General features: G+C 70.2%; 24 protein-coding genes and 1 pseudogene. 13 read left to right on the top strand and 12 right to left on the bottom strand.

All coding sequences use genetic code 11. The annotated features are described in order from the left end of the window. Positions 1–6: 6 nt before the first annotated feature. Both ABZY11_RS26035 and wrbA read right to left on the bottom strand, forming a co-directional pair. Positions 7–1,431, bottom strand: a complete 1,425-nt coding sequence (locus ABZY11_RS26035) for a glutamate decarboxylase (RefSeq protein ID WP_356481449.1) — start codon at positions 1,429–1,431, stop codon at positions 7–9. A 110-nt stretch (positions 1,432–1,541) separates the two neighbouring features. Then, complete coding sequence (gene wrbA / locus ABZY11_RS26030; RefSeq protein ID WP_356481448.1) at positions 1,542–2,165, bottom strand: NAD(P)H:quinone oxidoreductase; 624 nt, start codon at positions 2,163–2,165, stop codon at positions 1,542–1,544. A gap of 343 nt (positions 2,166–2,508) precedes the next feature. On the opposite strand from wrbA, the gene ABZY11_RS26025 reads away from it, so the two are divergent. Then, the gene (locus ABZY11_RS26025) at positions 2,509–3,267 is read left to right on the top strand and encodes a MerR family transcriptional regulator (protein ID WP_356481447.1); all 759 of its coding nucleotides are present in this window, start codon (positions 2,509–2,511) and stop codon (positions 3,265–3,267) included. 41 nt (positions 3,268–3,308) lie between these two features. Here ABZY11_RS26025 and ABZY11_RS26020 read toward each other — a convergent pair whose 3' ends face one another. Continuing rightward, positions 3,309–3,674, bottom strand: coding sequence for a YbjQ family protein (locus tag ABZY11_RS26020; protein ID WP_356481446.1), 366 nt, complete (start codon positions 3,672–3,674; stop codon positions 3,309–3,311). A gap of 170 nt (positions 3,675–3,844) precedes the next feature. On the opposite strand from ABZY11_RS26020, the gene ABZY11_RS26015 reads away from it, so the two are divergent. Further along, positions 3,845–4,558: a VTT domain-containing protein gene (locus ABZY11_RS26015; protein WP_356481445.1), complete on the top strand. Its 714-nt coding sequence runs from the start codon at positions 3,845–3,847 to the stop codon at positions 4,556–4,558. A 42-nt stretch (positions 4,559–4,600) separates the two neighbouring features. Here ABZY11_RS26015 and ABZY11_RS26010 read toward each other — a convergent pair whose 3' ends face one another. Together ABZY11_RS26010 and ABZY11_RS26005 are read right to left on the bottom strand one after the other, a co-directional pair. Continuing rightward, the gene (locus ABZY11_RS26010; RefSeq protein ID WP_356481444.1) at positions 4,601–6,310 is read right to left on the bottom strand and encodes a threonine/serine exporter family protein; all 1,710 of its coding nucleotides are present in this window, start codon (positions 6,308–6,310) and stop codon (positions 4,601–4,603) included. A gap of 191 nt (positions 6,311–6,501) precedes the next feature. Then, on the bottom strand, positions 6,502–6,996 hold the full coding sequence (locus ABZY11_RS26005; RefSeq protein WP_003968257.1) for an inorganic diphosphatase: 495 nt from the start codon (positions 6,994–6,996) through the stop codon (positions 6,502–6,504). Between the two features lie 86 nt (positions 6,997–7,082). On the opposite strand from ABZY11_RS26005, the gene dacB reads away from it, so the two are divergent. The 6 genes from dacB (at position 7,083) to folE (ending at position 14,696) form a co-directional block, all read left to right on the top strand. Then, complete coding sequence (gene dacB / locus ABZY11_RS26000) at positions 7,083–8,588, top strand: D-alanyl-D-alanine carboxypeptidase/D-alanyl-D-alanine-endopeptidase (protein ID WP_356481443.1); 1,506 nt, start codon at positions 7,083–7,085, stop codon at positions 8,586–8,588. Between the two features lie 49 nt (positions 8,589–8,637). Then, positions 8,638–9,771: a zinc-dependent metalloprotease gene (locus tag ABZY11_RS25995; RefSeq protein ID WP_356481442.1), complete on the top strand. Its 1,134-nt coding sequence runs from the start codon at positions 8,638–8,640 to the stop codon at positions 9,769–9,771. 197 nt (positions 9,772–9,968) lie between these two features. Continuing rightward, complete coding sequence (gene tilS, locus ABZY11_RS25990) at positions 9,969–11,051, top strand: tRNA lysidine(34) synthetase TilS (RefSeq protein ID WP_356481441.1); 1,083 nt, start codon at positions 9,969–9,971, stop codon at positions 11,049–11,051. Positions 11,052–11,151: 100 nt separating this feature from the next. Next, positions 11,152–11,691 (top strand): hypoxanthine phosphoribosyltransferase, encoded by a 540-nt coding sequence (gene hpt, locus ABZY11_RS25985; RefSeq protein ID WP_072487175.1) that lies wholly within the window; start codon positions 11,152–11,154, stop codon positions 11,689–11,691. Between the two features lie 215 nt (positions 11,692–11,906). Beyond that, a complete protein-coding gene (gene ftsH / locus ABZY11_RS25980) occupies positions 11,907–13,937 on the top strand; it encodes an ATP-dependent zinc metalloprotease FtsH (RefSeq protein ID WP_356481440.1) in 2,031 nt (676 codons plus the stop codon). A 153-nt stretch (positions 13,938–14,090) separates the two neighbouring features. After that, positions 14,091–14,696: a GTP cyclohydrolase I FolE gene (gene folE / locus ABZY11_RS25975; protein WP_356481458.1), complete on the top strand. Its 606-nt coding sequence runs from the start codon at positions 14,091–14,093 to the stop codon at positions 14,694–14,696. Between the two features lie 23 nt (positions 14,697–14,719). Here the strand turns inward: folE and ABZY11_RS25970 are convergent, their stop codons facing one another. The 6 genes from ABZY11_RS25970 to ABZY11_RS25945 form a co-directional block, all read right to left on the bottom strand. Continuing rightward, positions 14,720–15,202 (bottom strand): DUF3180 domain-containing protein, encoded by a 483-nt coding sequence (locus ABZY11_RS25970; protein WP_356481439.1) that lies wholly within the window; start codon positions 15,200–15,202, stop codon positions 14,720–14,722. A gap of 98 nt (positions 15,203–15,300) precedes the next feature. After that, positions 15,301–15,912, bottom strand: coding sequence for a 2-amino-4-hydroxy-6-hydroxymethyldihydropteridine diphosphokinase (gene folK, locus ABZY11_RS25965; protein WP_356481438.1), 612 nt, complete (start codon positions 15,910–15,912; stop codon positions 15,301–15,303). Continuing rightward, a complete protein-coding gene (gene folB / locus ABZY11_RS25960; protein ID WP_356481437.1) occupies positions 15,909–16,268 on the bottom strand; it encodes a dihydroneopterin aldolase in 360 nt (119 codons plus the stop codon). Before folB ends, folK begins: the two co-directional genes overlap by 4 nt. Positions 16,269–16,471: 203 nt before the next feature. Further along, positions 16,472–16,954, bottom strand: a complete 483-nt coding sequence (locus ABZY11_RS25955; RefSeq protein WP_342284293.1) for a nuclear transport factor 2 family protein — start codon at positions 16,952–16,954, stop codon at positions 16,472–16,474. Beyond that, positions 16,951–17,748, bottom strand: coding sequence for a dihydropteroate synthase (gene folP / locus ABZY11_RS25950; RefSeq protein ID WP_356481457.1), 798 nt, complete (start codon positions 17,746–17,748; stop codon positions 16,951–16,953). The genes ABZY11_RS25955 and folP overlap by 4 nt, the downstream gene beginning before the upstream one ends. Before the next feature lie 94 nt (positions 17,749–17,842). Continuing rightward, the gene (locus tag ABZY11_RS25945) at positions 17,843–19,684 is read right to left on the bottom strand and encodes a phosphatidylglycerol lysyltransferase domain-containing protein (protein ID WP_356481436.1); all 1,842 of its coding nucleotides are present in this window, start codon (positions 19,682–19,684) and stop codon (positions 17,843–17,845) included. 138 nt (positions 19,685–19,822) lie between these two features. On the opposite strand from ABZY11_RS25945, the gene ABZY11_RS25940 reads away from it, so the two are divergent. Next, positions 19,823–20,947: an alpha/beta hydrolase-fold protein gene (locus ABZY11_RS25940; RefSeq protein WP_356481435.1), complete on the top strand. Its 1,125-nt coding sequence runs from the start codon at positions 19,823–19,825 to the stop codon at positions 20,945–20,947. A gap of 36 nt (positions 20,948–20,983) precedes the next feature. Here the strand turns inward: ABZY11_RS25940 and ABZY11_RS25935 are convergent, their stop codons facing one another. Further along, entirely contained in the window at positions 20,984–22,171 is a 1,188-nt protein-coding gene (locus tag ABZY11_RS25935) for a betaine/proline/choline family ABC transporter ATP-binding protein (protein WP_356481434.1), read from the bottom strand. A gap of 129 nt (positions 22,172–22,300) precedes the next feature. On the opposite strand from ABZY11_RS25935, the gene ABZY11_RS25930 reads away from it, so the two are divergent. The 4 genes and pseudogenes from ABZY11_RS25930 to ABZY11_RS25915 form a co-directional block, all read left to right on the top strand. After that, complete coding sequence (locus ABZY11_RS25930; RefSeq protein ID WP_356481433.1) at positions 22,301–23,011, top strand: ABC transporter permease; 711 nt, start codon at positions 22,301–22,303, stop codon at positions 23,009–23,011. A gap of 3 nt (positions 23,012–23,014) precedes the next feature. Next, positions 23,015–23,689 carry an ABC transporter permease gene (locus ABZY11_RS25925; protein ID WP_356481432.1) on the top strand — a complete coding sequence of 225 codons (675 nt, stop codon included), beginning with the start codon at positions 23,015–23,017 and terminating at the stop codon, positions 23,687–23,689. 35 nt (positions 23,690–23,724) lie between these two features. Next, complete coding sequence (locus ABZY11_RS25920) at positions 23,725–24,711, top strand: ABC transporter substrate-binding protein (protein ID WP_356481431.1); 987 nt, start codon at positions 23,725–23,727, stop codon at positions 24,709–24,711. 94 nt (positions 24,712–24,805) lie between these two features. Then, positions 24,806–25,078, top strand: a pseudogene (locus ABZY11_RS25915) (hypothetical protein); the annotation flags it as partial. Positions 25,079–25,173: the final 95 nt, after the last annotated feature.

Here is a 25,173-nt window from a genome sequence, read left to right as displayed (position 1 = left end):
TCCGGCTCAGTGGTGGAACGCCGTCACCATCTGCCGGTCGTGGCTCAGCGGGTGCGGCTGGCGGCGCAGATCGGGAAGGATCAGCCCGATGTCCTCCATCAGCAGCTCGGCGAGGTCCGACGAGAAGCCGTTGCGGCACACCACCCGCAGTACCGCCAGGTCCTGCCGGTTGGCCGGGAAGGTGTACGCCGGTACCCGCCAGCCCTGTTCGCGCAGCCGCCGCGACACGTCGAAGACGTCGTACGCCGTCACGTCCGGCGCGGTCGTCAGCGCGAAGACGGGCAGCTGGTCGCCCCGGGTCAGGAGCCGGAAGTCGCCGATCGCCTCGATCCGCTCCGCGAGCCCGCGGGCCACGTCCCGGGACGCCTGCTGGACGGCCCGGAAGCCGTCCCGGCCCAGCCGCAGGAAGGTGTAGTACTGCGCCACCACCTGTGCGCCGGGCCGGGAGAAGTTCAGCGCGAAGGTCGGCATGTCGCCGCCCAGGTAGTTGACCCGGAACACCAGCTCCTCGGGCAGTTCGGCGGGCGAGCGCCACAGCACCCAGCCGACGCCCGGGTAGACCAGGCCGTACTTGTGCCCGGAGGTGTTGATGGAGGACACCCTCGGCAGCCGGAAGTCCCACACCAGGTCCGTGTCCAGGAACGGCGCCACCATCGCCCCGGAGGCCCCGTCCACATGGACCGGGATGTCGAGGCCGGTGCGTTCCTGAAGGGCGTCCAGAGCCGCGCACAGCTCCGCGACCGGCTCGTACGAACCGTCGAAGGTGGAGCCGAGGATGCCGACGACGCCGATGGTGTTCTCGTCGCAGAGGTCGGCCGCCGCCTGCGGGTCCAGATGGAAGCGGTCGCCCTCCATCGGGACCACCCGCGGTTCGACCTCCCAGAAGGTGCAGAACTTGTCCCAGCAGACCTGCACATTGATGCCCATGACCAGGTTCGGCCGGGCGGTCGCCGGGTAGCGGTCGGCGTTCCTGGCCGCCCAGCGGCGTTTCAGCGCCATTCCCGCGAGCATGCAGGCCTCGCTGGAGCCGGTCGTCGAACAGCCCACGACGGACGAGGGATCGGGGGCGTTCCAGAGGTCGGCGAGCATCGCCACGCAGCGCCGCTCCAGCTCGGCCGTGCGCGGGTACTCGTCCTTGTCGATCATGTTCTTGTCGCGGCACTCGGCCATCAGCACCCCGGCCTGGGGCTCCATCCAGGTGGTGACGAAGGTGGCGAGGTTGAGCCGGGAGTTGCCGTCGAGCATCAGCTCGTCATGGACCAGGCCGTACGCGGTGGACGGCGGCATCGGCCCGTCGGGCAGCCGGTGCCGGGGCGGCGCCGACTCCATGCCGGCAGCCGGGTCGGCCTCCCCGTAGAACGGATTGAGGGCGAGCCTGCGGCGCTGTTCGGACGGTTCGGTGCTCGGGGACGAACCCTTGTGGAGAGGCATCGGCGGGCAGCCCTTCTCGGCTCTCGGCGGTCTTTCGTGACGCGCGGCGGTCCTGTCGGTGTGCGGTGCAATCGGCTTCCGGAGGTGCGGGCCGGCTCCCGGAAGTGCCGTCAGTTCTCTGCGGCGAGGCCCTCCTTGACGGCCCGGGTGAACTTCACGACCCGCTCGGCCTGGACCCGGGCGGCGGTCAGGGTCTGCTCGCCGACCGGGATGTCGCCCTGGCCGGCCACGTGCGAGGTGCCGTACGGATTGCCGTCGACGAACTTCGACGGGTCCGTGTAGCCGGGGGCGACCAGGATGCCGCCGAAGTGGTGGATCGTGTTGTAGAGCGCGAGCAGCGTGGACTCCTGGCCGCCGTGCGCGGTGCTGGTGGAGGTGAAGCCGCTGTAGACCTTGTCCGCGAGACGGCCCGCCTGCCAGAGGCCGCCCAGGGTGTCGAGGAACTGCTTGAGCTGGGCGGTGACGTTGCCGAACCGGGTCGGCGTACCGAGGATCACGGCGTCCGCCCAGATCATGTCGTCGGGCGAGGCCTCGGCGATGTCGGCGGTGGCCTTCGCATTGGCCGCCCAGGCCGGGTTGGAGTCGATGGCCGCCTGCGGGGCGAGCTCCCCGGCCTTGCGCAGCCGTACCTCGGCGCCGGCCTTCTCGGCGTACTGCGCCATGGCCTTGGCGATCGTGGCGACGGTTCCGGTCGACGAGTAGTAGATGACGGCGACGTTGACGGGCGTGGGCATCGCGGAATCCTCCGACGAACCTGACGGGGACGAATCCATACGGATGCGACGATACGGAAGGGTCGGGCATCCGGCGCGTCGGGCCGGATGCCGGGCTCACCTCAGCGGCGTACCGTCCTCGTGCAGTTGCATCTGCGCCCGCCCGGTCATCAGCAGCCAGGCGGGCCGGGGGGCGGGTCCGGCGAGAGCGGAGGAATCGGTGGCAACCGGCTCACCATAACGATGCAAAAGGCACATAACTGCTCGAATGGCGCCAGGGTGGCGGCGCTTCGGGCTTGCACCTCACGTCGCGTCAGGGCTCAGGCTCGGGACGTACCCGATCGGAGAAGGGAGCGGGGGAGCCATGGAGTACCCCGTGGGACAGGTCGCCGGATTCGCCGGAGTCACGGTGCGCACCCTGCACCACTACGACGGCATCGGACTGCTCTCGCCCAGCGGGCGCAGCCACGCCGGTCACCGCCGCTACGACGACGGTGATCTCGACCGGCTGCAGCAGATCCTGTTCTACCGGGAGCTCGGCTTCCCGCTCGACGAGATCGCCGTACTGCTCGACGATCCGAAGGCGGACCCGCAGGAGCATCTGCGGCGCCAGCACCGGCTGTTGTCCGACCGGATCGCCGAACTGCGAAAGATGGCCGCCGCCGTCGAAACAGCCATGGAGGCACGGAAGATGGGCATCAACCTCACGCCCGAGGAGAAGTTCGAGGTCTTCGGGGACAAGGACCCCGAGGAGCACGCGGAGGAGGCCGAACACCGCTGGGGCGGCACCGCCGCGTACGCCGAGTCGCAGCGCCGGGCCGCCCGGTACACCAAGGACGACTGGAAGCGCATGCAGGCGGAGGTCGCCGAGTGGGGCGCCGCCTACGACGCGCTGATGGAGGCCGGGGAGCCGGCCACCGGTGAGCGGGCGATGGAGCTGGCCGAGGCCCACCGGCTCCACATCGGCAAGTGGTTCTACGAGTGCACCGCCGAGATGCACCAGGGGCTCGGCGAGATGTATGTGTCCGACCCGCGGTTCCGCGCGTTCTACGAGTCGATGCGGCCGGGCCTGGCCGAGCATCTGCGGGACGCGATCGACGCCAACGCCCGGCGCCCGGCGTGACCGGCACGGGTGCGGGGGGGCGCCCCCGCACCCGTGCCCGCTCAGGTCCTGCTGATCACGGCCGCGGTTCCGTACGCACACACCTCCGTGCCCACGTCGGCCGCCTCGGTCACATCGAAGCGCATCATCAGCACCGCGTTGGCGCCCCGGGCCCTCGCCTGCTCGACGAGCCGTTCCATCGCCTGGTTGCGGGTCTGGACGAGGGTCTTGGTCAGCCCCTTCAGCTCGCCGCCGATCATGGACTTCAGCCCGGCGCCGATCTGGCTGCCCAGATGGCGGGAGCGGACCGTCAGGCCGAACACCTCCCCGATCACCTGGGTCACCCGGTAGCCCGGTACGTCGTTCGTGGTGACGACCAGGACGTCCGACTGTTCCGTCTGCCCGCCGCCGTAATCCTCAATGCCCATCGTGTGGCACCTCCTGGAGAAAGCTTTGCCCCGGTTCGCCGGGTGTGCATCCCCGAGTGACCCGGTGTGCGTTCTCGCGCGGGCCATCTGGAACCCGGGGGCGTCATCCTGCGTTGATAGCTTTGGGCGGCCACGCAGCCGCCATCGATCGATCCAGGAGCCCCGGACCCTTGAATACGCTTGCGCTCGGCCCGAGCTGGCTGGACCCGGACTTTCTGATCAACAACTTCGGACTTCCCGGCGTCCTCCTCATCGTGTTCGCCGAGTCCGGACTGTTGATCGGTTTCTTCCTTCCCGGGGACTCACTGCTGTTCACCACGGGGCTGCTGGTGACCACCGGCCAGCTGGACACTCCGCTCTGGCTGGTCTGCCTCCTGGTGGCGCTGGCGGCGATCATCGGCGACCAGGTGGGCTATCTCTTCGGCCGCAAGGTCGGCCCGTCGCTCTTCAACCGCCCGGACTCCCGCCTCTTCAAGCAGGAGAACGTCGAGAAGGCGCACGACTTCTTCGAGAAGTACGGCCCGAAGTCGCTGATCCTGGCCCGCTTCGTGCCTGTGGTGCGTACGTTCACCCCGATCATCGCCGGTGTGAGCCGGATGAACTACCGCTCGTTCATCGTGTTCAACATCGTCGGTGGAGTGCTCTGGGGCGTCGGTGTCACGCTGCTCGGCTCGGCCCTCGGCAAGATCGACTTCGTCCACGAGAACATCGAGGCGATGCTGATCCTGATCGTGCTCATCTCGGTGGTGCCGATCGCGATCGAGTTCCTGCGGGCCCGCTCCAAGTCGAAGAAGGAAGCGGCGTCCGGCGGCGGCGAGGGCCAGGGCCCGTCCGCCGGGGGCACCCCGCCCTCGGGTCAGCGCGGCCGTCACGCCAAGCGCTGACGTGCGCGGCGGCCCCGGCGTACGCCCCGGCCGTCGCGGGCCTCAGAAGCCGCGCGTCCGTTTGGCCGCGCGGCGGTTGGCCCCGCCGACCGCTCCCGGCACCCGCATGAACAGCCGGGAGATCTCCCCTCCCAGGTTCACCCCGATCGCGATGGCCAGCGCCGTGGCCACCGCGGTCGACAGCGAGGCGAGCCCGGTGTTCACCCTTCCCTGTGCCACGGCCAGCAGACCGAAGTACGTGGCCGAACCGGGCAGCAGCGGGCCGATCGCCGCCGTGATGAACGGCAGCGACGAGGTGTACCGGTAGCGCGAGAACAGCTGCCCGAACAGACCCACCAGACCGGCCGCCGTAGCCGTCGCCGCCACCGGCGAGATATTGCCGGTGCGGGCCATCGCCCCGTAGATCACCCAGGCCACACCACCGTTGAGGGTCACCGCCAGCACCGTGGACCGGTCCTGCTGGAGCAGGATCGCGAAGGCGAAACAGAGCGCCATCGACGCCAGGATCTGCACCACCGGCCGGTCGTGCGGGACGAACCTGGCCTCGGGGTTCAGCTGCGCGCCCAGCTGAAGCCCCAGATACAGCACCAGCAGCACGCCGACGACGATGCCGATGAACAAGTACATGACTTCGAGCAGCCGCGCGGCCGCGGTGATGTAGAAACCGGTCAGCCCGTCCTGCACCCCCGCCACCAGGGCCCGCCCCGGCAGCAGCGCGAACAGCCCACCGGTGATGACCGCGGACGGCCGCAGGTCCGACCAGTGGGTGAGGGTCAGCGCCACCCCCAGTGCGGCCGGCGGCATCGCCGCCACCACGAACTGGTAGAACTCCGGCAGCCCCCGCCCGGCGCACAGCCAGGCGAGCCGGTCGCCGAGCATCGCGCCGACCGCCGCCACCAGGAACACCAGCGGACCACCGCCGACCAGCACCGACGCCGCACCCGCGAGACCACCGGCGGCCAGTGTCAGCAGCCAGCCGGAGTACGGGTGCCGGTTGCGCCGGATCTCCGCCAGCCGCCGGTAGGCCTCCTCCAGCGAGACCTCGACGTCCTCGGTGGTGATGTCGTCGATCAGCCGGAAGACGGCGGCCAGCCGGGTGTAGTCGGTGGCGCGGCGGCGTACGGTACGGCTCGCCGTCACCGGGTCGTCGACCAGCGAGGGCTGGTGCGAGATCGACAGCAGGGTGAAGGTGACCGTGGGCTCGCAGCGGTCCAGGCCGTAGCTGCGGGTCACCGCGAACATGGCCGCCTCGACATCCTCGGCGCCCTCGCCGCCGGCCAGCAGCAACTCCCCGATACGCAGCGTCAGGTCGAGCACGCGCGGTACCGCGGGCCCCGCCTCGTCGGGCTTCTGCACCGGCTCCGGCGCCGGGCGCTCGGCGACCGGCATCCGCAGCATCGTGCGCATCCGGTCCTGCCAGGGGGCCTCCTTGGTCAGCCGGATCATCGGGCTGCCGTGGGCCGGGGTGAAGGCGGGCGGCGAGTGCTGGGCGCTGTAGGTGCGCGGCGGGGCGAAGGCAGAACCGATCGTCTCCGAACCCGAGCCCGAACCCGGACCCGAGCCCGAAGCGGAACCCGCTCCCGACCCCTGGGGCTCGGTCGCCAGACCGGCCGGAACGGCGAACTCCGACGTCGGGTGGTCGTCCTCGGAGGCGGGCGTGCGCCTGCCCACCCCGGTCGGCGGTACGAAGGCGCTGCGCGCCTCGTCGGACTGGGGCTTCTGGTCCTCCGGACCGCCCTGTTCCGCCACCACTGGTCCTCGCTCCTCCTCGGCCGCGTCATTCGGCTGCGCCTGTGCCCAGTATGGTCACGGACCGGGGTGCGGGCGGAAGAGGGCGGTCCGTGGCCGGGCGGGCATGCGAAACGGGCGGCACTCCGTCGTAAGGAGTACCGCCCGTTCCCGGTACGGAACCGTGGAAACGGAACCGTGTCACGACCCTCGGGTCAGTGCGCGCCGCCCTGCGCCTCAAGGCGCTTGTAGGAGGCCTCGATCTCGGCCTCGGCCTCGGCGCGGCCGACCCAGTCGGCGCCCTCGACGGACTTGCCGGGCTCCAGGTCCTTGTAGACCTCGAAGAAGTGCTGGATCTCCAGGCGGTCGAACTCCGACACGTGGTGGATGTCGCGCAGGTGCTCCACCCGGGGGTCGGAGGCCGGCACGCACAGCAGCTTGTCGTCGCCGCCGGCCTCGTCCGTCATCCGGAACATGCCGATGGCGCGGCACTTGATGAGGCAGCCGGGGAACGTCGGCTCGTCCAGGATGACCAGCGCGTCCAGCGGGTCGCCGTCCTCGCCGAGGGTGTTCTCGACGAAGCCGTAGTCCGCCGGGTAGCTGGTCGAGGTGAAGAGTCGACGGTCCAGGCGGATCCGACCGGTCTCGTGGTCCACCTCGTACTTGTTCCGCGAACCCTTCGGGATCTCGATGGTGACGTCGAACTCCACGGGTGGCTCCTCCATGATCAACACATACGACTGGTGATTAAGTGTCCCCCACGCAGATGTGTGCTCGCGAAAGGGGCTGGTCAACGGTGGACGAGCCGGTGAAAAGACCGTCGGTCAACCCGCTGGACAAGCTGAGCAGGCTCACCCGCCGGGGCGCCGTGATCAGGTTGAAGGGACTGAACGACCGGCAGTTCACCGCCGTCTCCGCCGGCCTCGGCCTGGCGCTCGCAGCCGGCGTCGTCCTTGCCGCCGGCCCCTGGGACTCGGGTCAGCGTAAGGCCGAGACGGACTGGGCCGCCGCCCGGAACCGTACAGGTGGCGCACATCACGAGACCGCCGCGCCCTCCGGACCGGACTCCGCGCCCAGCGCCCCGCCCGTTCTCGCGGCGCTCTCCGCCGCCGTCGACAACTCCGCACCGGACACCCGCGACACCCCGGACGGCGCAGCCGCCGCCCTCCGCGCCGCCCTCGGCCCGCTGCTGAAGGACCCCGCCCTGGGCACCCGGCGCACCGCCGTCGTCATCGACACCGCCAGTGGTGAGCGGCTGTACGGCCAGGGCGCCGGCGCACCCATGACGCCCGCCTCCACCGTCAAGATCGCCACCGCGGTCGCCGCCCTGGGTGCCCTCGGCCCCGACCACCGCATCGCCACGACGGTCCGGGCGTCCGACGACTCCCGCGCCCTCACCCTGGTCGGCGGCGGCGACCCCACCCTCGACAAGGCCGCCCTGCGCCGGCTGGCCGCCGACACCGCCCGCGCCCTGAAGGACCGCGGCGTGGAGAAGGTCCGCCTCGCCTACGACACCTCCCGCTACTCGGGTCCGGCCCGGCACCCGATCGGCCGCAACGAGAACATCGCGCCCGTCAGCGCCCTGATGCTCGACGAGGGCAGGCTCGACAGCACCGACAGCGGACCCGCCCCGCGCAGCGACGATCCGGCCGGTGACGCCGCCCGTAGCTTCGCGAAGCTCCTCGACGACGCGGGGATCGCCGCTGTGGCCGACCCGAAGCCCGGCCGCCCGGCCGCCGGGTCCCGGAAGGTCGCCGAACACCGCTCCGTCCCGCTCTCCGCCCTGGTCGAACGGGCCCTGACCAACAGCGACAACGACATCGCCGAAGCACTCGCCCGGCAGACCGCCATCGCCGCGGGCGAACCGGCCGACTTCGCCGGCGGCCGACGGGCCGTCACCGCACAGCTCAGGAAGCTCCACCTGCCGCTGACCGGCGCCGACTTCGCCGACGGCAGCGGACTGAACCGCAAGGACAAGGTCACTGCCGGGCTGCTGGCAGGCCTCCTCGCCCGTGCGGCCGACCCGGCCCACCCCGAACTGCGCCCCGTCCTCACCGGCCTCCCGGTGGCCGGTTTCAGCGGCACGCTCAGCGGCCGCTACACCGGGAAGTCCGCGGGCACCGGGCTGATCCGCGCCAAGACCGGCACCCTCACCGGCGTGAACACCCTCGCGGGTACGGTCGTCGACCGGCAGGGGCGACTGCTCGCCTTCGCCTTCCTGGCATCCGGCACGAGCTCCCCGTCCGACGCCCAGTCCGCCCTCGACACCCTTGCCACCACCCTCGCCGTCGGTACCCGCTGAGCCGGTCAACACCGCACCGCGGACGGACCCGAGCACGTACGGTTGACGCATGACGAGCATCGGTGGTGCCGAGATGGTCGACTGGAATCTCGCGGTCGCGACCGCGACCCGACTTGTGCGGCCGGGGCCGGAGATCAGCCGCGAGGAGGCCCGCGAGGTCGTCGCGGAGCTGCGCCGGCATGCCAAGGCCGCGGAGGAGCACGTCCGTTCCTTCACCCGGATGATCCCGGAGGGGACCGAACCGGAGGACACCCCGGTCCTGGTCGTGGACCGGGCCGGCTGGATCAAGGCCAATGTCGCGGGCTTCCGCGAACTGCTCCGCCCGCTGCTGGGGAAGATGCAGGACCGGCGCGGGGGCGGCCCCGGCGGCGCCGTGCTCGGCGCGGTCGGCGGCAAGGTGACCGGCGTCGAGGTGGGGATGCTGCTGTCGTTCCTGGCCTCCCGGGTCCTCGGCCAGTACGAGACGTTCGCCCCGGCCACCCGCGAGCTCCCGGTCTCGGCCGACGGCGGCGGCAGGCTGCTGCTCGTCGCCCCGAACATCGTGCACGTCGAGCGTGAACTGGAGGTCGACCCGCACGACTTCCGGCTCTGGGTCGCGCTCCACGAGGAGACCCACCGCACCCAGTTCACCGGAGTGCCCTGGCTCCGCGACCATCTGCAGGGCGAGATCCAGTCATTCCTCGAAGAGACCGACGTCGACCCGATGACCGTGCTGGAACGGCTCCGCGAGGCCGCCCAGTCCCTGGCCGGGGGCCGCCCCGAGGGCGAGGAGGGCGAGGACGGCGGCCGCAGCCTGGTCGAACTCGTCCAGACCCCCGCCCAGCGCGAGATCCTCGGACGGCTCACCGCCGTGATGTCCCTGCTCGAAGGTCACGCCGACTACGTGATGGACGGCGTCGGCCCCGAGGTGGTCTCCTCGGTCGGTGAGATCCGGGAGAAGTTCCAGCAGCGCAGGGCGCGCGGCGCCGGCCGCCTCGACCAGGCGCTGCGCAAGCTCCTCGGACTCGATGCCAAGCTGCGCCAGTACCGTGACGGCGAACGGTTCGTCCGGGCCGTGGTCGACGAGGTCGGCATGGACGGCTTCAACCGGGCGTGGACCTCGCCGAACACCCTGCCCACCAAGGCGGAGATCGCGAAGCCCGCGGACTGGATCGCGAGGGTGCACCGTAAGGCAGAGTCCTGATCATGACCGGTCCGACGGCAAGCGACAGGATGAGAACGCGCCGGTAATCACCCATCCGAGGGACCGTAGGGGCATGGGAAGGCGTGCAATGCTCGATGGACGGCTTGCCTCTGTCACCATCGACGCACTCTGAGTGACGGCACACTTCCCGTCCGGCACTTCGAGGCACCTCCCAAACTTCACGAAGGGCACCGGACATGGGTCCCCATCCTGCGGTCGCGGCGATACGCCTGGCGGTCCGCCGCGTACTCCACGACGTACTCACCGAACACACCCGAAGCGCCGACCACACCCGGCGCACCCCGCACCCCGAGCTCGCCGAAGCCGGTGCGGGCAGGCAGCGCGCCGCATTCCCCGAACGCCCCGACACCCCGCTGGTGCTGGTGGCCTGCTCCGGTGGCGCCGACTCCATGGCCCTCGCCTCCGCCCTCGCCTTCGAGGCCCCCAAGCTCGCCGTCCGGGCCGGCGGGATCACCGTCGACCACGGCCTCCAGGACGGCTCCGACACCCGGGCCGCCGAGGTGGTCGACCGCCTCACCGCCATGCGTCTCGACCCGGTCGAGGCCGTCGCCGTGCAGGTCGGCCACGAAGGCGGGCCCGAGGCCGCGGCCCGGGACGCCCGCTACGCCGCCCTGGACGCGGCGGCCGAGCGGCACGGCGCCGCCGCCGTCCTGCTCGGACACACCCGCGACGACCAGGCGGAGACGGTGCTGCTCGGCCTCGCCCGCGGCTCCGGCATCCGCTCGCTCTCCGGCATGGCCGCCGCGTCGGGACCGGCCGGCCGCTACCGCCGCCCCTTCCTCCAGCTCGACCGGCAGACCGCCCGCAAGGCCTGCCTCGTCCAGTCCCTGCCCGTCTGGGACGACCCGCACAACATCGACCCCGCCTACACCCGCTCCCGGCTGCGCCACGAGGGCCTGCCCGCACTGGAGAAGGCGCTGGGCAAAGGGGTCGTCGAAGCCCTGGCCCGTACCGCCCAGCTCTCCCGCGACGACGCCGACGCCCTGGACACCTGGGCCGCCGAGGCCGACCGCGCGGTACGGGACGACGCGGGCCGGCTGGAGTGCGCCAAGCTGTACGCGCTGCCGCCCGCCGTACGCCGCCGGGTCCTGCGCCGGGCCGCCATGGAGGCGGGCTCTCCGGCCGGTTCGCTCTTCGCCCGGCACATCGAGGAAGTCGACCGTCTGATCACCGGCTGGCGCGGCCAGCGGGCCATCAACCTGCCCGGACGGGTCGAAGCCATGCGTCAGGGTGGCAGACTGGTCATTCGGCAGAGCTGAAGCACAAGCGGCTGACACGCAGGCGAGCGGCCGCGCAGGTGCCGGGGCACCACCCCGGACCCGGCAGGCAGAGAAAGAGACGCGGGTGAACGAGAAGGACATGGGCACCGACCTTCAGTCGGTGCTCCTCACCAAGGAAGAGATCGACGCGAAGCTCGTCGAGCTGGCCGCGAAGATCGACGCGGAGTACGCGGGCAAGGACCTGCTCATCGTCGGCGTCCTCAAGGGCGCAGTGATGGTGATGGCGGACCTGGCGCGCGCGCTGTCCACCCCCGTCACCATGGACTGGATGGCCGTCTCGTCGTACGGCGCGGGCACCCAGTCCTCCGGAGTGGTCCGGATCCTCAAGGACCTGGACACCGACATCAAGGGCAAGCACGTCCTGATCGTCGAGGACATCATCGACTCGGGCCTGACCCTGTCGTGGCTGATGTCGAACCTCGGCTCGCGCGAGCCCGCCTCCCTGGAGATCTGCACCCTGCTGCGCAAGCCGGACGCGGCCAAGGTCGCGCTCGACTGCAAGTGGGTCGGTTTCGACATCCCCAACGAATTCGTCGTCGGCTACGGGCTCGACTACGCCGAGAAGTACCGCAACCTCCCCTTCGTCGGCACGCTCGCCCCGCACGTCTACGGGGGCTGACCTCCGCCCAGCCCTCCGGGGTGCCCGGACCGACCGGGGCCGGCGGCGGGGAACCTTTCACCGGATTCCCGCCGTTGAGCCTTTGAAGGCGGGTTTTGACAGACGTCCCCGGCAGTCGCGGGTGACAATGCTGGGGTACCGTCCGAAGAACAGTCTTTTCTCACAGCAGCATTTACCTACGGGCAGGAGGGACGGGGCGGCTTCGCCCCGTATGGATGGACGTGAAGCGATACTTCCGTGGGCCGGTCATGTGGATCGTGCTGGCCGTCCTCGCCGTGGTCGTGTTGATGACAGTCGTCGGCTCGTCGGGCGGCTACAAATCGGTGGACACCGGCAAGGTTGTCCAGGCGATCAGCAAGGACCAGGTGGCGCAGGCCAAGCTGACCACCGGTGACGAACAGATCATCAAGATCGAGTTGAAGAAGGGCCAGAAGCTCTCGGGCGAGTCCGGCACCAAGTTCCAGGCGAGCTACATCGGCAACCAGGGTGTCCAGATCGCGGACACGCTGCAGCAGAAGTTCGAGAGCGGCAAGATCGACGAGGGCTACACGGTCTCGCCGTCGAAGCAGTCCCCGTTCATCTCGATCCTGCTCTCGCTGCTGCCCTTCGTCCTGATCGTGGTCGTCTTCCTGTTCCTGATGAATCAGATGCAGGGCGGCGGCTCCCGGGTCATGCAGTTCGGGAAGTCCAAGGCCAAGCTGATCACCAAGGACACTCCGAAGACGACGTTCGCCGATGTCGCGGGGTCGGACGAGGCCGTCGAGGAGCTCCAGGAGATCAAGGAGTTCCTCCAGGAACCGGCGAAGTTCCAGGCCGTCGGCGCCAAGATCCCCAAGGGCGTCCTGCTGTACGGGCCTCCCGGTACGGGCAAGACGCTGCTCGCACGCGCCGTCGCCGGCGAGGCGGGCGTCCCGTTCTACTCGATCTCCGGTTCCGACTTCGTCGAGATGTTCGTCGGTGTCGGTGCCAGCCGGGTCCGTGACCTCTTCGAGCAGGCCAAGGCGAACGCCCCGGCGATCGTCTTCGTCGACGAGATCGACGCCGTCGGCCGACACCGCGGCGCCGGTATGGGCGGCGGGCACGACGAGCGCGAGCAGACGCTGAACCAGCTGCTCGTCGAGATGGACGGCTTCGACGTGAAGGGCGGCGTCATCCTGATCGCCGCCACGAACCGGCCGGACATCCTCGACCCGGCGCTGCTGCGTCCGGGCCGTTTCGACCGGCAGATCGCGGTCGACCGGCCGGACATGCAGGGCCGCCTGGAGATCCTCAAGGTGCACCAGAAGGGCAAGCCGGTCGCGAAGGACGTCGACCTCGGCGCCGTCGCCCGCCGTACGCCCGGCTTCACCGGTGCCGACCTGTCGAATGTGCTGAACGAAGCGGCGCTCCTCACGGCGCGCGGCAATCTGAAGCTGATCGACAACAAGATGCTCGACGAGGCCATCGACCGCGTCGTGGCGGGCCCGCAGAAGCGGACCCGGATCATGTCCGAGAAGGAGAAGAAGATCACCGCGTACCACGAGGGCGGACACGCCCTGGTCGCGGCGGCTTCCCCCCAGGCGGACCCGGTCCACAAGATCACGATCCTCTCCCGCGGCCGCGCCCTCGGTTACACGATGGTGCTCCCGGAGGAGGACAAGTACTCCACGACGCGCAACGAGATGCTCGACCAGCTGGCCTACATGCTGGGCGGGCGCGCGGCCGAGGAGCTGGTCTTCCACGACCCGACCACCGGCGCTGCGAACGACATCGAGAAGGCCACCGCAACGGCCCGCGCGATGGTCACGCAGTACGGCATGACCGAGCGGCTCGGCGCGATCAAGTTCGGCGGCGACAACACCGAGCCCTTCGTGGGCCGGGAGATGGGCCACCAGCGCGACTACTCGGAAGAGGTCGCGGCGCTCGTCGACGAGGAGGTCAAGAAGCTCATCGAGACCGCCCACAACGACGCGTGGGAGATCCTCGTCGAGAACCGCGACGTGCTGGACAACCTCGTCCTCCAGCTCCTGGAGAAGGAGACGCTCGGCAAGGAGGAGATCGCCGAGATCTTCGCCCCGATCGTGAAGCGCCCGGCCCGTCCGGCGTGGACCGGTTCCGCCCGGCGTACGCCGTCGACGCGGCCGCCGGTGCTCTCGCCGAAGGAGCTCGCCCTCACCAGCGGCGCCACCACGGCGAACGGAACGGCCGTCCCCACGGACACCGTCCCGGCCACCGAGGTCGTCCCGGAGGACCGGCCCGAGAGCTGAGTCCCGTTCCCCGGTGTGGCCCCTTTCACGGGAGTCGCACCGGGCCCGGAATGGAAGCCGCGACCCCACAGGTTCTAGCCTGTGGGGGCGCGGCTTTTTCGTACGCCCGTGCGGAGGTATGCGCGGGTGACAGCTCAGAGGAACGAGGCACAGATGACCGACCCGGTGACGCTGGACGGCCAGGGTTCGATCGGCGAGTTCGACGAGAAGCGGGCCGAGGCCGCCGTACGCGAACTTCTCATCGCGGTGGGCGAGGACCCGGACCGCGAGGGGCTGCGCGAGACGCCGGGTCGGGTGGCACGGGCGTACAAGGAGATATTCGCGGGCCTCCACCAGGAGCCCGAGGACGTCCTGACGACCACGTTCGACCTCGGCCACGACGAGATGGTGCTGGTCAAGGACATCGAGGTGTTCAGCACCTGTGAGCACCACCTGGTGCCGTTCCGGGGCGTCGCGCACGTCGGGTACATCCCGGCGACCACCGGCAAGATCACCGGTCTTTCCAAGCTGGCCCGGCTGGTCGACGTCTACGCCCGGCGCCCGCAGGTCCAGGAGCGGCTCACCACGCAGATCGCCGAGTCCCTGATGGAGATCCTGGAGCCGCGTGGAGTCATCGTCGTCGTCGAGTGCGAGCACATGTGCATGTCGATGCGCGGTATCCGCAAGCCGGGGGCGAAGACGCTGACCTCGGCGGTGCGCGGACAGCTCCGTGACCCCGCGACGCGCGCCGAGGCCATGAGCCTGATCATGGCGCGCTGAGTCGTTGACCGAGCTCGGTGGCCCTATGCGGCCGCCGAGCTCTTGTCGTTGTCCTCGTCCTCCGGGAGCTTGCAGATGCGCTCCAGCCAGAGGGCCGCGGCGACCACCGCGATGCCCGCCAGGACGGCGAAGCCCGCGTAGATCGCCTGGTCGCGGCGGGCCGGGATGTCGAGCGAGCCGAGCAGGAAGACGCCGGTGCCGCCGTACATCCCGGAGACCAGGGAGACGACCAGCGCGCTGGCCTGGCCGAAGACCACCGCTCGGGCCGCCATCAGCGGCTCGACGCCCTTGGCTCCCGGCCGGCGCTCGCGCTGGGCGCGCAGCCGGGAACGGATGGAGAGCGCCGTCGCCAGCAGGATGACGGCGATCACCGCGAGCACGATCGGTGCGGCGAGGGGAACGCTCGGCAGGCTGCCCAGGGAGTCCCAGAGGCGGGCGCCGCCCCAGGAGAGCACCCCGGCCGCGGCGAAGAGGCCGGCCAGTACCCCGAGCCTGAGTTGCTTCACCGAGTGATCCGCCCTTCGCCGCCAGTGATCCGTGTCGCCGTGATCACCGCCGCCGGTGATCCGTGGCGCCGGTGATCCGTATCCGTCGAGCCTAACGACTACTCGGGCAGACGGAGTTCCAGATCGGCCCGGGGCAGTACGCCGTCCCGGCCGACTCCGGCCAGCAGCTCCGTGACGGGGCCGGCGCCGGGCAGCTGGGCCTCGGGGTCGATGTCGTGCCACGGGGCGAGGACGAAGGCCCGCTCATGGGCCCTGGGGTGGGGGAGGGTGAGCACCGGGTCGTCGGAGACGACATCCGCGTACGCCACGATGTCGACGTCGATGGTGCGCGGGCCCCAGCGCTCCTCGCGGACCCGGTCGAAGGCCTCCTCGATGGCCTGGCCGCGCTCCAGGAGGGAGGACGGGGGGAGCGTCGTCTTCACGACGATCACCGCGTTGAAGTACGAGGGCTGGGAGCCGGGGGCGACGCCCCAGGGCTCCGTCTCGTACACCGGGGAGACCGCCTTGACCCGCAGGCCGGGGGTGTCCTCCAGGGCGTCGATGGCGCCCTGGAGGGTCTCCAGGCGGTTGCCGAGGTTGGAGCCCAGGGAGATCACGGCGCGCTTGGGGTTGGAGAGAGTGATGTCCGCCGCGTCCACCTGCTCGACCACGGAGGCGGGCACCGGCTGCACGGTCGGGTCGCTCTGCCCTTCGGTGGAAAACGCGGTCATACTCGGCTCCGGGTGATGGTGATGGTCACATCGTCGAAAGGGACGGTGATCGGCGCATCCGGCTTGTGCACCACGACCTCCACCTCCTCGACTCCTTCGTGCTTGAGGCACTTCTGGGCGATGCGCTCCGCGAGCGTTTCGATCAGATCGACGGGTTCACCCTGCACCACGTCGACGACCTCCTCCGCGACGATGCCGTAGTGCACGGTCTTCGTCAGGTCGTCGGCGGCTGCCGCGGGGCGGGTGTCGAGGCCGAGCACCAGGTCCACGATGAAGGTCTGGCCCTCTTCCCGTTCCTTGGGGAAGACGCCATGGTGCCCACGGGCCTTGAGGCCGCGCAGCGCGACACGATCCACGTGAATCACTCCTGCTGTCGTTGGTCGTAGAGGCACGGGGCCGCGTGCGGACGGCAAGGTGCTCTCTTTCGAATCTACCTGCGAGCACCGACAGTGCTCGCCCGCGGGGGCCGTGGGCGCGGCCTCACGGGACTGGTAGCCGCGTATACCCGCACCGCCCGGTTCCAACCCCCTCGCGGGGGCACATCCGCTCGACCACCCGGTCAGGAGGGTGTCTCTTCGTCCTCTTCCTCACCGGTTTCGGTCAGTACGGGCGAGCCGTGGTGGGACCAGAGCTTCCAGCCGTCCGGTGTGCGCCGGAACACATTGGTGGCCACGACGAGTTGGCCGACCAGTGGCCCGAGGGCGTTGCCGTCCTCCGCGGGGCCGCCGCTGAGGATGTTCTCCGTGCAGGTCACCAGGGCCGTGTCGCCGGTCATCGAGATCCCGACGTCGGTCAGGAAGAACTGGATGTACTCGGTGTTCGCCATGATCAGCGCGTAACTGCGCAGCACCTCGCCGCGGCCGGTCAGCACCGGCCAGCCCGGGTGGACACAGGAGACGGTGAGGTCCTCGCCCGGCAGCCAGAGCCCGGAGAGCTCCTCGAAGTCGCCGCGCTCCATCGCCTCGTAGAAGGCGGTGTTGGCCTGCTCGACGGCTGCGATGTCGGCGGCCGCCTCCGCGTGCTCGTCGCGGGGCCCGCTCACGCGGCTCCCTCGACGGCGCGGGCGACCCGTACGGCGTCGGCCGTGGCCCGTACCTCGTGGACCCGGACGGCCCAGGCGCCCGCGTGGGCGGAGAGCGCGGAGATCGCCGCGGTGGCGGCGTCGCGTTCGCGGGCGGGCGGCGGGGCGGCGCCGTCGCCCGCCAGCACATGGCCGAGAAAACGTTTGCGGGAGGCGGCGACCAGCAACGGACGGCCCAGGGCGCGCAGCTCGTCGAGGTGGGCGACCAGGGAGAGGTCGTGGCAGGCGTCCTTGGCGAAGCCGAGGCCTGGGTCGATCACGATCCGTTCCGGGTCGACACCGCCCGCGACCACGGCGTCCATCCGCTCCCGCAGCTCCGCGACGACCTCGGCGACGACGTCCCCGTACACCGCCCGGCTGTTCATGGACTTGCTGAAGCCGCGCCAGTGCATCACGACGAACGGGGCGCCGGCCGCGGCGACGACCCGGACCATGTCCGGGTCGGCGAGGCCGCCGCTCACATCGTTGACCAGGGCGGCTCCGGCCGCGACCGCCTCCTCGGCGACCCGGGCCCGCATGGTGTCCACGGAGACCGTGACCCCTTCGGACGCCAGCCCCCTGACCACCGGGACCACGCGCCGCAGCTCCTCCGACGCGTCCACCCGGCTGGCGCCGGGGCGGGTCGACTCGCCGCCGACGTCGATCAGGTCGGCGCCCTCGGCGACCAGGTCGAGGCCGTGTTTGACCGCGGCCGTGGTGTCGAACCAGCGGCCTCCGTCGGAGAAGGAGTCCGGGGTCACGTTCACGACACCCATGACCGCGCAGCGGTCCCACTCCGGCAGGCCCTGGACCGTGCCTCGTCCACGCAACGTACTCATGCGACCAGCGTAGGCCCCGTACGGCGCGGCGCTACGCCGCGCGCGCGTGCTGCTCCTGGTCCGGGGCCCGGGTGTGGGCGCAGGGGAGGGGCCGGCGGGCCGGGAAGCGGCGGGCGAAGGGGCGGGGCAGGGCGAGGTTCACGAAGCCCTCCGCCTGCATGGCGGCGAGGGAGATGCGGGGCAGGTCGCGGGCGGTCCGGTAGACGACGAAGCGGGGTTCCCAGCGGGGCCGGAACTTGGCGTTGAACTTGTACAGCGACTCGATCTGGAACCAGCGGGACAGGAAGATCAGCAGTCCGCGCCAGGTCCGCAGTACCGGTCCCGCGCCCAGCTTCTCGCCCCGGGCGAGCGCGGAGCGGAACATCGCGAAGTTCAGCGAGACACGCTCGACCTCCAGCCGGGAGGAGGCCTGCAGGGCGGCGACGATCAGCAGTTCGTTCATGCCGGGGTCGGCGGAGCGGTCGCGGCGCATCAGGTCGAGGGACATGCCGTCGAGGCCCCACGGGACGAAGTGGAGCACGGCCTTCAGGTCGCCGTAGGGGGAGTCTTCGGTGTGCTCGTCGGTCTTGTGCGCGGTGGCGATGACGCAGTCCCCGTCGGCCGGGTCGCCGATCCGGCCGAGAGCCATGGAGAAGCCGCGCTCGTTGTCGGTGCCGCGCCAGTCGGCGGCGGCCCGCCGGATGCGGGCCAGTTCGGCCTCGCCGATGTCGCTCACGCGCCGGACCCGGGTCTCGTAGCCGAGGCGTTCAATGCGCTTCACCATCTGGCGTACGTTGCGCATCGCGCGCCCGGCGAGCGAGAAATCCGCGACATCCACCACCGCCTCGTCGCCGAGTTCCAGGGCGTCGAGTCCGGTCTCGCGGGTCCAGACCTCGCCGCCGGTCTCGCTGCAGCCCATCACGGCCGGGGTCCAGGAGTGGGCCCTGGCCTCGTCCATGAAGCGCTCGATGGCGCCGGGCCAGGCCTCCACGTCGCCTATCGGGTCGCCGCTCGCCAGCATCACCCCGGACACGACGCGGTAACAGACGGCTGCCTTGCCACTGGGGGAGAAGACGACGCCCTTGTCGCGGCGGAGCGCGAAGTGGCCGAGCGAGTCGCGGCCGCCGTGCTTCGCCAGCAGGGCGCGCAGCCGGGCCTCGTCGTCCTCGGTGAGGCGGGCGGCCGGGTGCTCGGGGCGGAAGGCGAGGTAGATGGTGGTGACGGCGGTCAGCAGACCGAGGGCGCCGAGGGAGTACGCCACGGTCCAGGAGGTGTCGCCGGCGTATTCGACGGGCCCCTCGAAGCCGAGCATTCCGTACAGCACGTGCTGGAGCCGGTCGGCGATGCTGGGGCTGCCCACGACCCGGCCGGGATGCACGCTGACGACGACGAGACCGAGGGCCAGCGAACCCGCGCCGAGGAGCACGAAGTTGGCCAGGGCCCGCCAGCGGCTCCGGGGGTCGGGGAGCGCGGCGAACTCGCCGCGGTTGCGGACCAGCAGCAGGCAGAGCGCCAGCGAGACGAGCGTGCCGATGACCGAGTGCCGGTAGGCGAACTGCGCCAGCGCACCGGCCGGCAGCAGCACGACGGCGGCCCGCCAGGCCCGCCGCTTGCGCCGCTTGAGGCCGTGGGCGAGCAACAGCAGCAGGACCCCCGCGCTCAGCGAGAGCGCGGCGGCGAACGGCCCGAGGGCGCCGGGCAGCACCTCGGCGAGCGTGTGCATCCGGCTGTGCCGGAAGCGGGGGAAGACGCCGGCGGCGACATCGATCAGGCCGACGACGGCGCAGGCGGTACCGACCAGCTTCGGTACGGATGCGGGGTGCGGGCCGCGGACGAACTTGCGTACGGGGCTCGGAACCGATCCCGATTTATCCCCATCTAGCGTGACAGACATCGCTTCCCGTGGTTCCGCGAGAGATTCTTGAGTCCTTCGGCCGTAGCCCTCCGGACGATGTGCGACTTGTAGGACGAGGCTTCCGGAGCAGGGGTTCACCCGACAGCCGGAAATTTCCAGACAAGAAAGCTCACCCCCATGGGTCTTACCAGCAACATCTTCCTGGGACTGGTCATCGGGCTGGCGGTGCTGTTCTTCGCCGCCACGATCTGGCTCTGGCCCAGGCTGGCCCGCCGCAGCGTGCGCGCGGTGTTCGGCAGGGCCGGCCTGCTGCTGGTGACCCAGGCGATGGTCTTCTCCTCGGTGGGTCTGCTGGCCAACAACTCCTTCCTCTTCTACGGATCGTGGGCCGACCTGCTCGGCCAGAAGCAGGACCTGGGCGTCGTCACGGACCACGCGGCCGGGACGCTGGCGGCCAAGAACATCGTCCGGGTCGGGATGCAGCTGCCGGACGTGCCGGGCGCTTCGCGGCCGGCGAGGAGCGGGCGGATCGACAAGGTGGTGATCTCGGGCCGGCGGTCGGGCATCGAGAGCTCGGCGTACGTGTACCTCCCGCCCGAGTACTTCCAGCCGGCGTTCGCCCACCGGAAGTTCCCCGCCGTCGTCGTCCTCACCGGCTACCCGGGCATTCCGGAGAACCTTCTGAAGGGTCTCGGGTATCCGCGGACGGCGCATGAACGGGTGAAGGCCGGCAAGGCACAGCCGATGATCCTGGTGATGCTGCGGCCGACGCTGGCGCCGCCGCGCGACACCGAGTGCGTGGACGTGAAGGACGGGCCGCAGACCGAGACGTTCCTCGCCGAGGATCTGCCGCAGGTGGTCTCGGACGTGTACCGGGTGGGCAAGCTGGCCCACAACTGGGGCATCATGGGCAATTCGACCGGCGGTTACTGCGCGCTGAAGATCGGTCTCCACCACCCGGACCGGTTCGTCGCGAGCGTCGGGCTCTCCGCGTACTACAAGGCGGCCGAGGACCCGACGACCGGCGACCTCTTCCACGGCGACCAGGGGGCGCGCAACCGCGCCGATCTGATGTGGAGCCTGGACCACATGCCGAAGCATCCCGACTCGTCCTTCCTGGTCACGACGTCCAGGCACGGTGAGGGGAACTACCGGTCCACCCAGCAGTTCATCGCCAAGGTGAAGTCGCCCGCCCAGGTCTCGTCGATCGTGCTCGACAGCGGCGGCCACAACTTCAACACCTGGCGGCGGGAGATTCCTTCGGCGCTGGACTGGATGAGCAGCCGGCTCAGCGAGAACTGACGCGGGCCGCCACGTGGTGCGCCGGGGACGCCCGGTTCACCGCGCGGCGGCCTTGGTGACGCTCTCCACGGTCTCGACCGCCACCTCGGCGCGCGGGACGTCCTGGGCGTCCGCGTCGATCGAGCGGCGCAGCGCCTCGTGCAGCCGGGCCGGGGTGAGCACGCCGAGGAACCGGCCGGTGCTCTCCGCGTCGATGACGGCGATCCAGCCCGCGTCGTGCTGGAGCATGGTGGCGAACGCCTGCTTGAGCGGGGCGCCGACGGGCAGCCACGCCTCCATCCTGCGGGCGTGCGCGCGCACCGTGTCCTCGGCCCCGGCCGCGGTGCCGTCGGCCGGGATCCAGCCGTGCAGATTGTCCTGGCCGTCCAGTACGACGGCCCAGCGCGCGCCCTCGGCCCGCAGCCGTGCGGTCGCCTTCGTCAGGGAGTCGTCGAGGTGGACGACGGGCGGCTGGTCGAGGTCGCCTTCCTCGATGGGGGTGACGGAGAGCCGCTTGAGGCCGCGGTCGGCGCCGACGAAGTCCGCGACATAGGGCGTGGCGGGTGCGCCGAGCACGGTGGCCGGGGAGTCGAACTGCTCGATGGAACCCTGCCCGTAGACGGCGATCCGGTCGCCCAGCCGGACCGCTTCCTCGATGTCGTGCGTGACGAACAGGACGGTTTTACGGACCTGTTCCTGAAGTTTCAGGAATTCGTTCTGCAGCCGTTCCCGTACGACCGGGTCGACCGCGCCGAAAGGCTCGTCCATCAGCAGTACCGGCGGGTCCGCGGCCAGTGCCCTTGCCACACCGACGCGTTGGCGCTGACCGCCGGAGAGCTGTTCCGGATAGCGGTCGCCATAAACGGAAGGGTCAAGTCCGACGAGGTCGAGGAGTTCGGCCGCGCGTTCCCGTCCCTTTTCCCGTTTCCAGCCCAGGAGATGGGGGACGGTCGCGGTGTTCTCCAGGACCGTACGGTGCGGGAAGAGCCCCACCTGCTGGATGACATATCCGATACGGCGGCGCAACCGGACGGGGTCGATGGCGGATATGTCGTCCCCGTCGAGGAATATCCGGCCCTCGCTCGGTTCGATCAGCCGGTTCACCATCTTCATGGTGGTCGTCTTGCCACACCCCGACGGTCCGACGAGCGTGACCAGTTCACCCTCGGCGACCTCGAAGGAAAGGTCGTCGACGGCGGTGGTGCCGTCCGCGTACCGCTTGGTGACGTGCTCGAAACGGATCATGGTTCCCCATTGTGGCGCGTGTTCTGTGAAGGACGTGTTGCTGGAATACAACGGTCTCCGCGATTGTCAGTGGTCGAGGATAGGGTCGCCAGACATACGTACGAAGCGGTGACCGGGAGGTGGGGAAGGATGGCCGCGGGACAGAACTGCCTGGTGACGAACGACTGGATCTGCGGGGAGTATCTCCGTTCCCGCAGCCAGGAGTTGACCGATGCCACGGTCCAGCACATCTGGATCACCGCGGTCTCGGTGCTGATCGGACTCCTGGTGGCCTTTCCGCTGGCGCTGCTCGCGCGTCGCAGCCGCCGTTTCGCCGGACCGGTGCTCGGACTGACGACGGTCCTCTACACCGTGCCCTCGCTCGCCATGTTCTCGCTGCTGCTGCCGCTGTTCGGGCTTTCCGCCGCGCTGGTGGTCACCGGCCTGGTGCTGTATTCGCTGACCATTCTCGTGCGGAACATCCTGGCGGGTCTCGAAGCCGTTCCCCAGGAGGCGAAGGAAGCCGCGAAGGGGATGGGGTACGGGCCGGTGCGGCTGCTGTGGGAGGTCGAACTCCCGCTGGCCATGCCCGCGTTGATGGCCGGTGTGCGGATCGCCACGGTGTCGACGATCGCGCTGACGACGGTCGGCTCGATCATCGGCAGGGGCGGCCTCGGCAATCTCATAGGGGACGCGCTCCCCAGCTTCTTCAAGGCCCAGGTGCTCACCGCCTCGGTCCTGTGCGTACTGCTCGCGGTCGTCGCGGATCTGCTGCTGCTCGGTGTGCAGCGGCTGTTGACCCCCTGGACCCGAATACGGGCCGCGCACGCGGGCGCGGACGCCGTGGCAAAGGCGGTCTGACCCATGGGAGTTCTCGGCGAGGCCTGGAGCTGGCTCACCACCGGAGCCAACTGGTCGGGGGAGAGCGGGGCGGCCCACCGGCTCGGTGAGCACCTGTACGTCAGCGGCGTGGCGCTCGCCCTGGCGTGCGCGATCGCGCTGCCGGTCGCGCTGTACCTGGGGCACATCGGGAAGGGGGGCGCGCTGGCCGTCAACCTCTCCAACGTGGGGCGGGCGGTCCCGGTCTTCGCGGTGCTGGCCCTCTTCATGGTCTCGCCGCTGCGCAACGCCGGATATGTGCCGACGGTCATCGCGCTGGTGCTGTTCGCCGTGCCGCCGCTGCTGACCAATGCCTACGTCGGGATGACGGAGGTCGACCGGTCGGTGACGGAGGCGGCGCGGGGCATGGGGATGTCCGGCCGGCAGCTCTTCGTCCGGGTCGAGCTCCCGCTGGCCTACCCGATGATCATGACCGGGCTGCGCTCCGCCGCGGTCCAGGTGGTCGCCACGGCGACGATCGCCGCGATGGTCGGCCAGGGCGGCCTCGGCCGGATCATCACCGCCGGGTTCAACACGTACAACACACCGCAGGTGGTCGCGGGAGCGGTGCTGGTCGCCGGGCTCGCGCTGCTGGTGGAAGCGGTGCTGGTGGGCCTGGACCGGCTGCTGTCGCCGCTGCGCCGCCGCCGGACGGCATGACGGCCGCATGACAGCCACATGAAACGGAGAACAGAATGAGCAAGACCTCGCGCATAGCCGGCGCGGTCATCGGCATGGTCGCGCTGGCCGGCTCGCTCGCCGCCTGCGGCGGCGACAGCCTGGAGAAGGACAAGGCGGACTCGGCATCCTCCGGCGGCGCCGCGGGCTCCGGCAAGAAGGGTTCGCTCGTCGTCGGCGCGGCCTCCTTCACCGAGTCCAAGGTGCTCGCGGAGCTGTACGCGCAGATCCTGGGCGACGCCGGATACAGCACCTCGATCACCACCGTGGCGAACCGGGAACTGTACGAGCCGTCCCTGGAGAAGGGCGAGATCGATGTCGTCCCCGAATATGCCGCGACGATCGCCGAATTCCTCAATGCCAAGGTGAACGGTCCGAAGAAGGCAGAGAAGGCGCCGGTCGCCTCCGGTGACACGGCGGCCACGGTCGCCGCACTGGAGAAGCTCGCCACCCCGCGCGGACTGAAGGTGCTCCCGGCCGGTGCGGCCGTCGACCAGAACGCCTTCGCGGTGACCAAGGAATTCGCCGCGAAGAACAAGCTCAAGACCCTTTCGGACCTCGGCAGGTCGAAGGCCGAAGTGAAGATCGCGGCGGGTGACGAGTGCGAGGTGCGGCCGTTCTGCGCACCGGGTCTGAAGAAGACGTACGGCATCGATGTCACCGGTATCGACCCCAAGGGAGTCGGTACTCCGCAGTCCAAGCAGGCGGTCAAGGACGGCAAGGCCCAGTTGGTCCTCACCACCACCACGGACGCGGTGCTGGACAGCTACGGCCTGGTGTTCCTGGAGGACGACAAGAAGCTCCAGAACGCCGACAACGTACTGCCGGTCCTCAATGCCGAGGACGCCGGTTCGCAGGACATTGCCGACGCACTCGGCAAGCTCACCAAGGCGCTCACCACGGAGGATCTCGCGGAACTGAACCGCAAGATCGACGCGGAGCGCGCAAAGCCCGCCGATGTGGCCAAGGACTATCTGCGGTCGAAGGGCCTGATCGAGAAGTAGGAATCGGGGGGAATGGGGGCCGTCAGGTAACCGGCAGGGAACAGATTGGCGGGCGGCCCCCCAAGTGCCCCGTACACACGGTAAATTTCAGGCCATGCCACGTGGACGTCATCGCCATTCGCCACCTCTGCACAGAATCCTTCCGCCGTCGGCAGTCGTCGGAGTCTCGGTCCTCTGTGCCGGAAGCACCTGGCTGCTTGCCGAGCCCCTGGTCCTGCGCGGTCTGGCCGCCGCCGCGGCGGCGGCCGCCGTGACCGGTGCGTATCTGATGCGCAGCTGGGATCGGGAGGCCGGCCGTCAGGTCGCGGAGCTGACGCGGGCCCGTGCCGGTGACGCATGGCGGGCCGAGGAGCGGATCGCCGAGCTACGTCCAGCGTCCGCCCCGACGCCCACATGTAGACCGCCCACGCAAAGCCCAGATCGGGTTCGCGCTGCCCGACGCCCTCCGCCTGGTTGATCTTG

The sequence above is a fragment of the Streptomyces sp. NPDC006510 genome, assembly GCF_040611955.1.
Classification (GTDB): Bacteria; Actinomycetota; Actinomycetes; order Streptomycetales; family Streptomycetaceae; genus Streptomyces.
This window is presented reverse-complemented; position numbering and strand designations above follow the sequence as displayed.

Bases quoted from the DNA above. Each gene is read 5' to 3' on its own strand.
- wrbA (WP_356481448.1), bottom strand. From the start codon at position 2,165: ATGCCCACGCCCGTCAACGTCGCCGTCATCTACTACTCGTCGACCGGA.
- ABZY11_RS26025 (WP_356481447.1), top strand. From the start codon at position 2,509: ATGGAGTACCCCGTGGGACAGGTCGCCGGATTCGCCGGAGTCACGGTG.
- tilS (WP_356481441.1), top strand. From the start codon at position 9,969: ATGGGTCCCCATCCTGCGGTCGCGGCGATACGCCTGGCGGTCCGCCGC.
- ABZY11_RS26020 (WP_356481446.1), bottom strand. From the start codon at position 3,674: ATGGGCATTGAGGATTACGGCGGCGGGCAGACGGAACAGTCGGACGTC.
- folP (WP_356481457.1), bottom strand. From the start codon at position 17,748: ATGGGTGTCGTGAACGTGACCCCGGACTCCTTCTCCGACGGAGGCCGC.
- ABZY11_RS25925 (WP_356481432.1), top strand. From the start codon at position 23,015: ATGGGAGTTCTCGGCGAGGCCTGGAGCTGGCTCACCACCGGAGCCAAC.
- ABZY11_RS25920 (WP_356481431.1), top strand. From the start codon at position 23,725: ATGAGCAAGACCTCGCGCATAGCCGGCGCGGTCATCGGCATGGTCGCG.
- folE (WP_356481458.1), top strand. From the start codon at position 14,091: ATGACCGACCCGGTGACGCTGGACGGCCAGGGTTCGATCGGCGAGTTC.
- folK (WP_356481438.1), bottom strand. From the start codon at position 15,912: ATGACCGCGTTTTCCACCGAAGGGCAGAGCGACCCGACCGTGCAGCCG.
- ABZY11_RS25945 (WP_356481436.1), bottom strand. From the start codon at position 19,684: ATGTCTGTCACGCTAGATGGGGATAAATCGGGATCGGTTCCGAGCCCC.
- ABZY11_RS25940 (WP_356481435.1), top strand. From the start codon at position 19,823: ATGGGTCTTACCAGCAACATCTTCCTGGGACTGGTCATCGGGCTGGCG.
- hpt (WP_072487175.1), top strand. From the start codon at position 11,152: ATGGGCACCGACCTTCAGTCGGTGCTCCTCACCAAGGAAGAGATCGAC.
- ABZY11_RS25930 (WP_356481433.1), top strand. From the start codon at position 22,301: ATGGCCGCGGGACAGAACTGCCTGGTGACGAACGACTGGATCTGCGGG.
- ABZY11_RS26035 (WP_356481449.1), bottom strand. From the start codon at position 1,431: ATGCCTCTCCACAAGGGTTCGTCCCCGAGCACCGAACCGTCCGAACAG.
- ftsH (WP_356481440.1), top strand. From the start codon at position 11,907: ATGGACGTGAAGCGATACTTCCGTGGGCCGGTCATGTGGATCGTGCTG.
- ABZY11_RS25995 (WP_356481442.1), top strand. From the start codon at position 8,638: ATGACGAGCATCGGTGGTGCCGAGATGGTCGACTGGAATCTCGCGGTC.
- ABZY11_RS25935 (WP_356481434.1), bottom strand. From the start codon at position 22,171: ATGATCCGTTTCGAGCACGTCACCAAGCGGTACGCGGACGGCACCACC.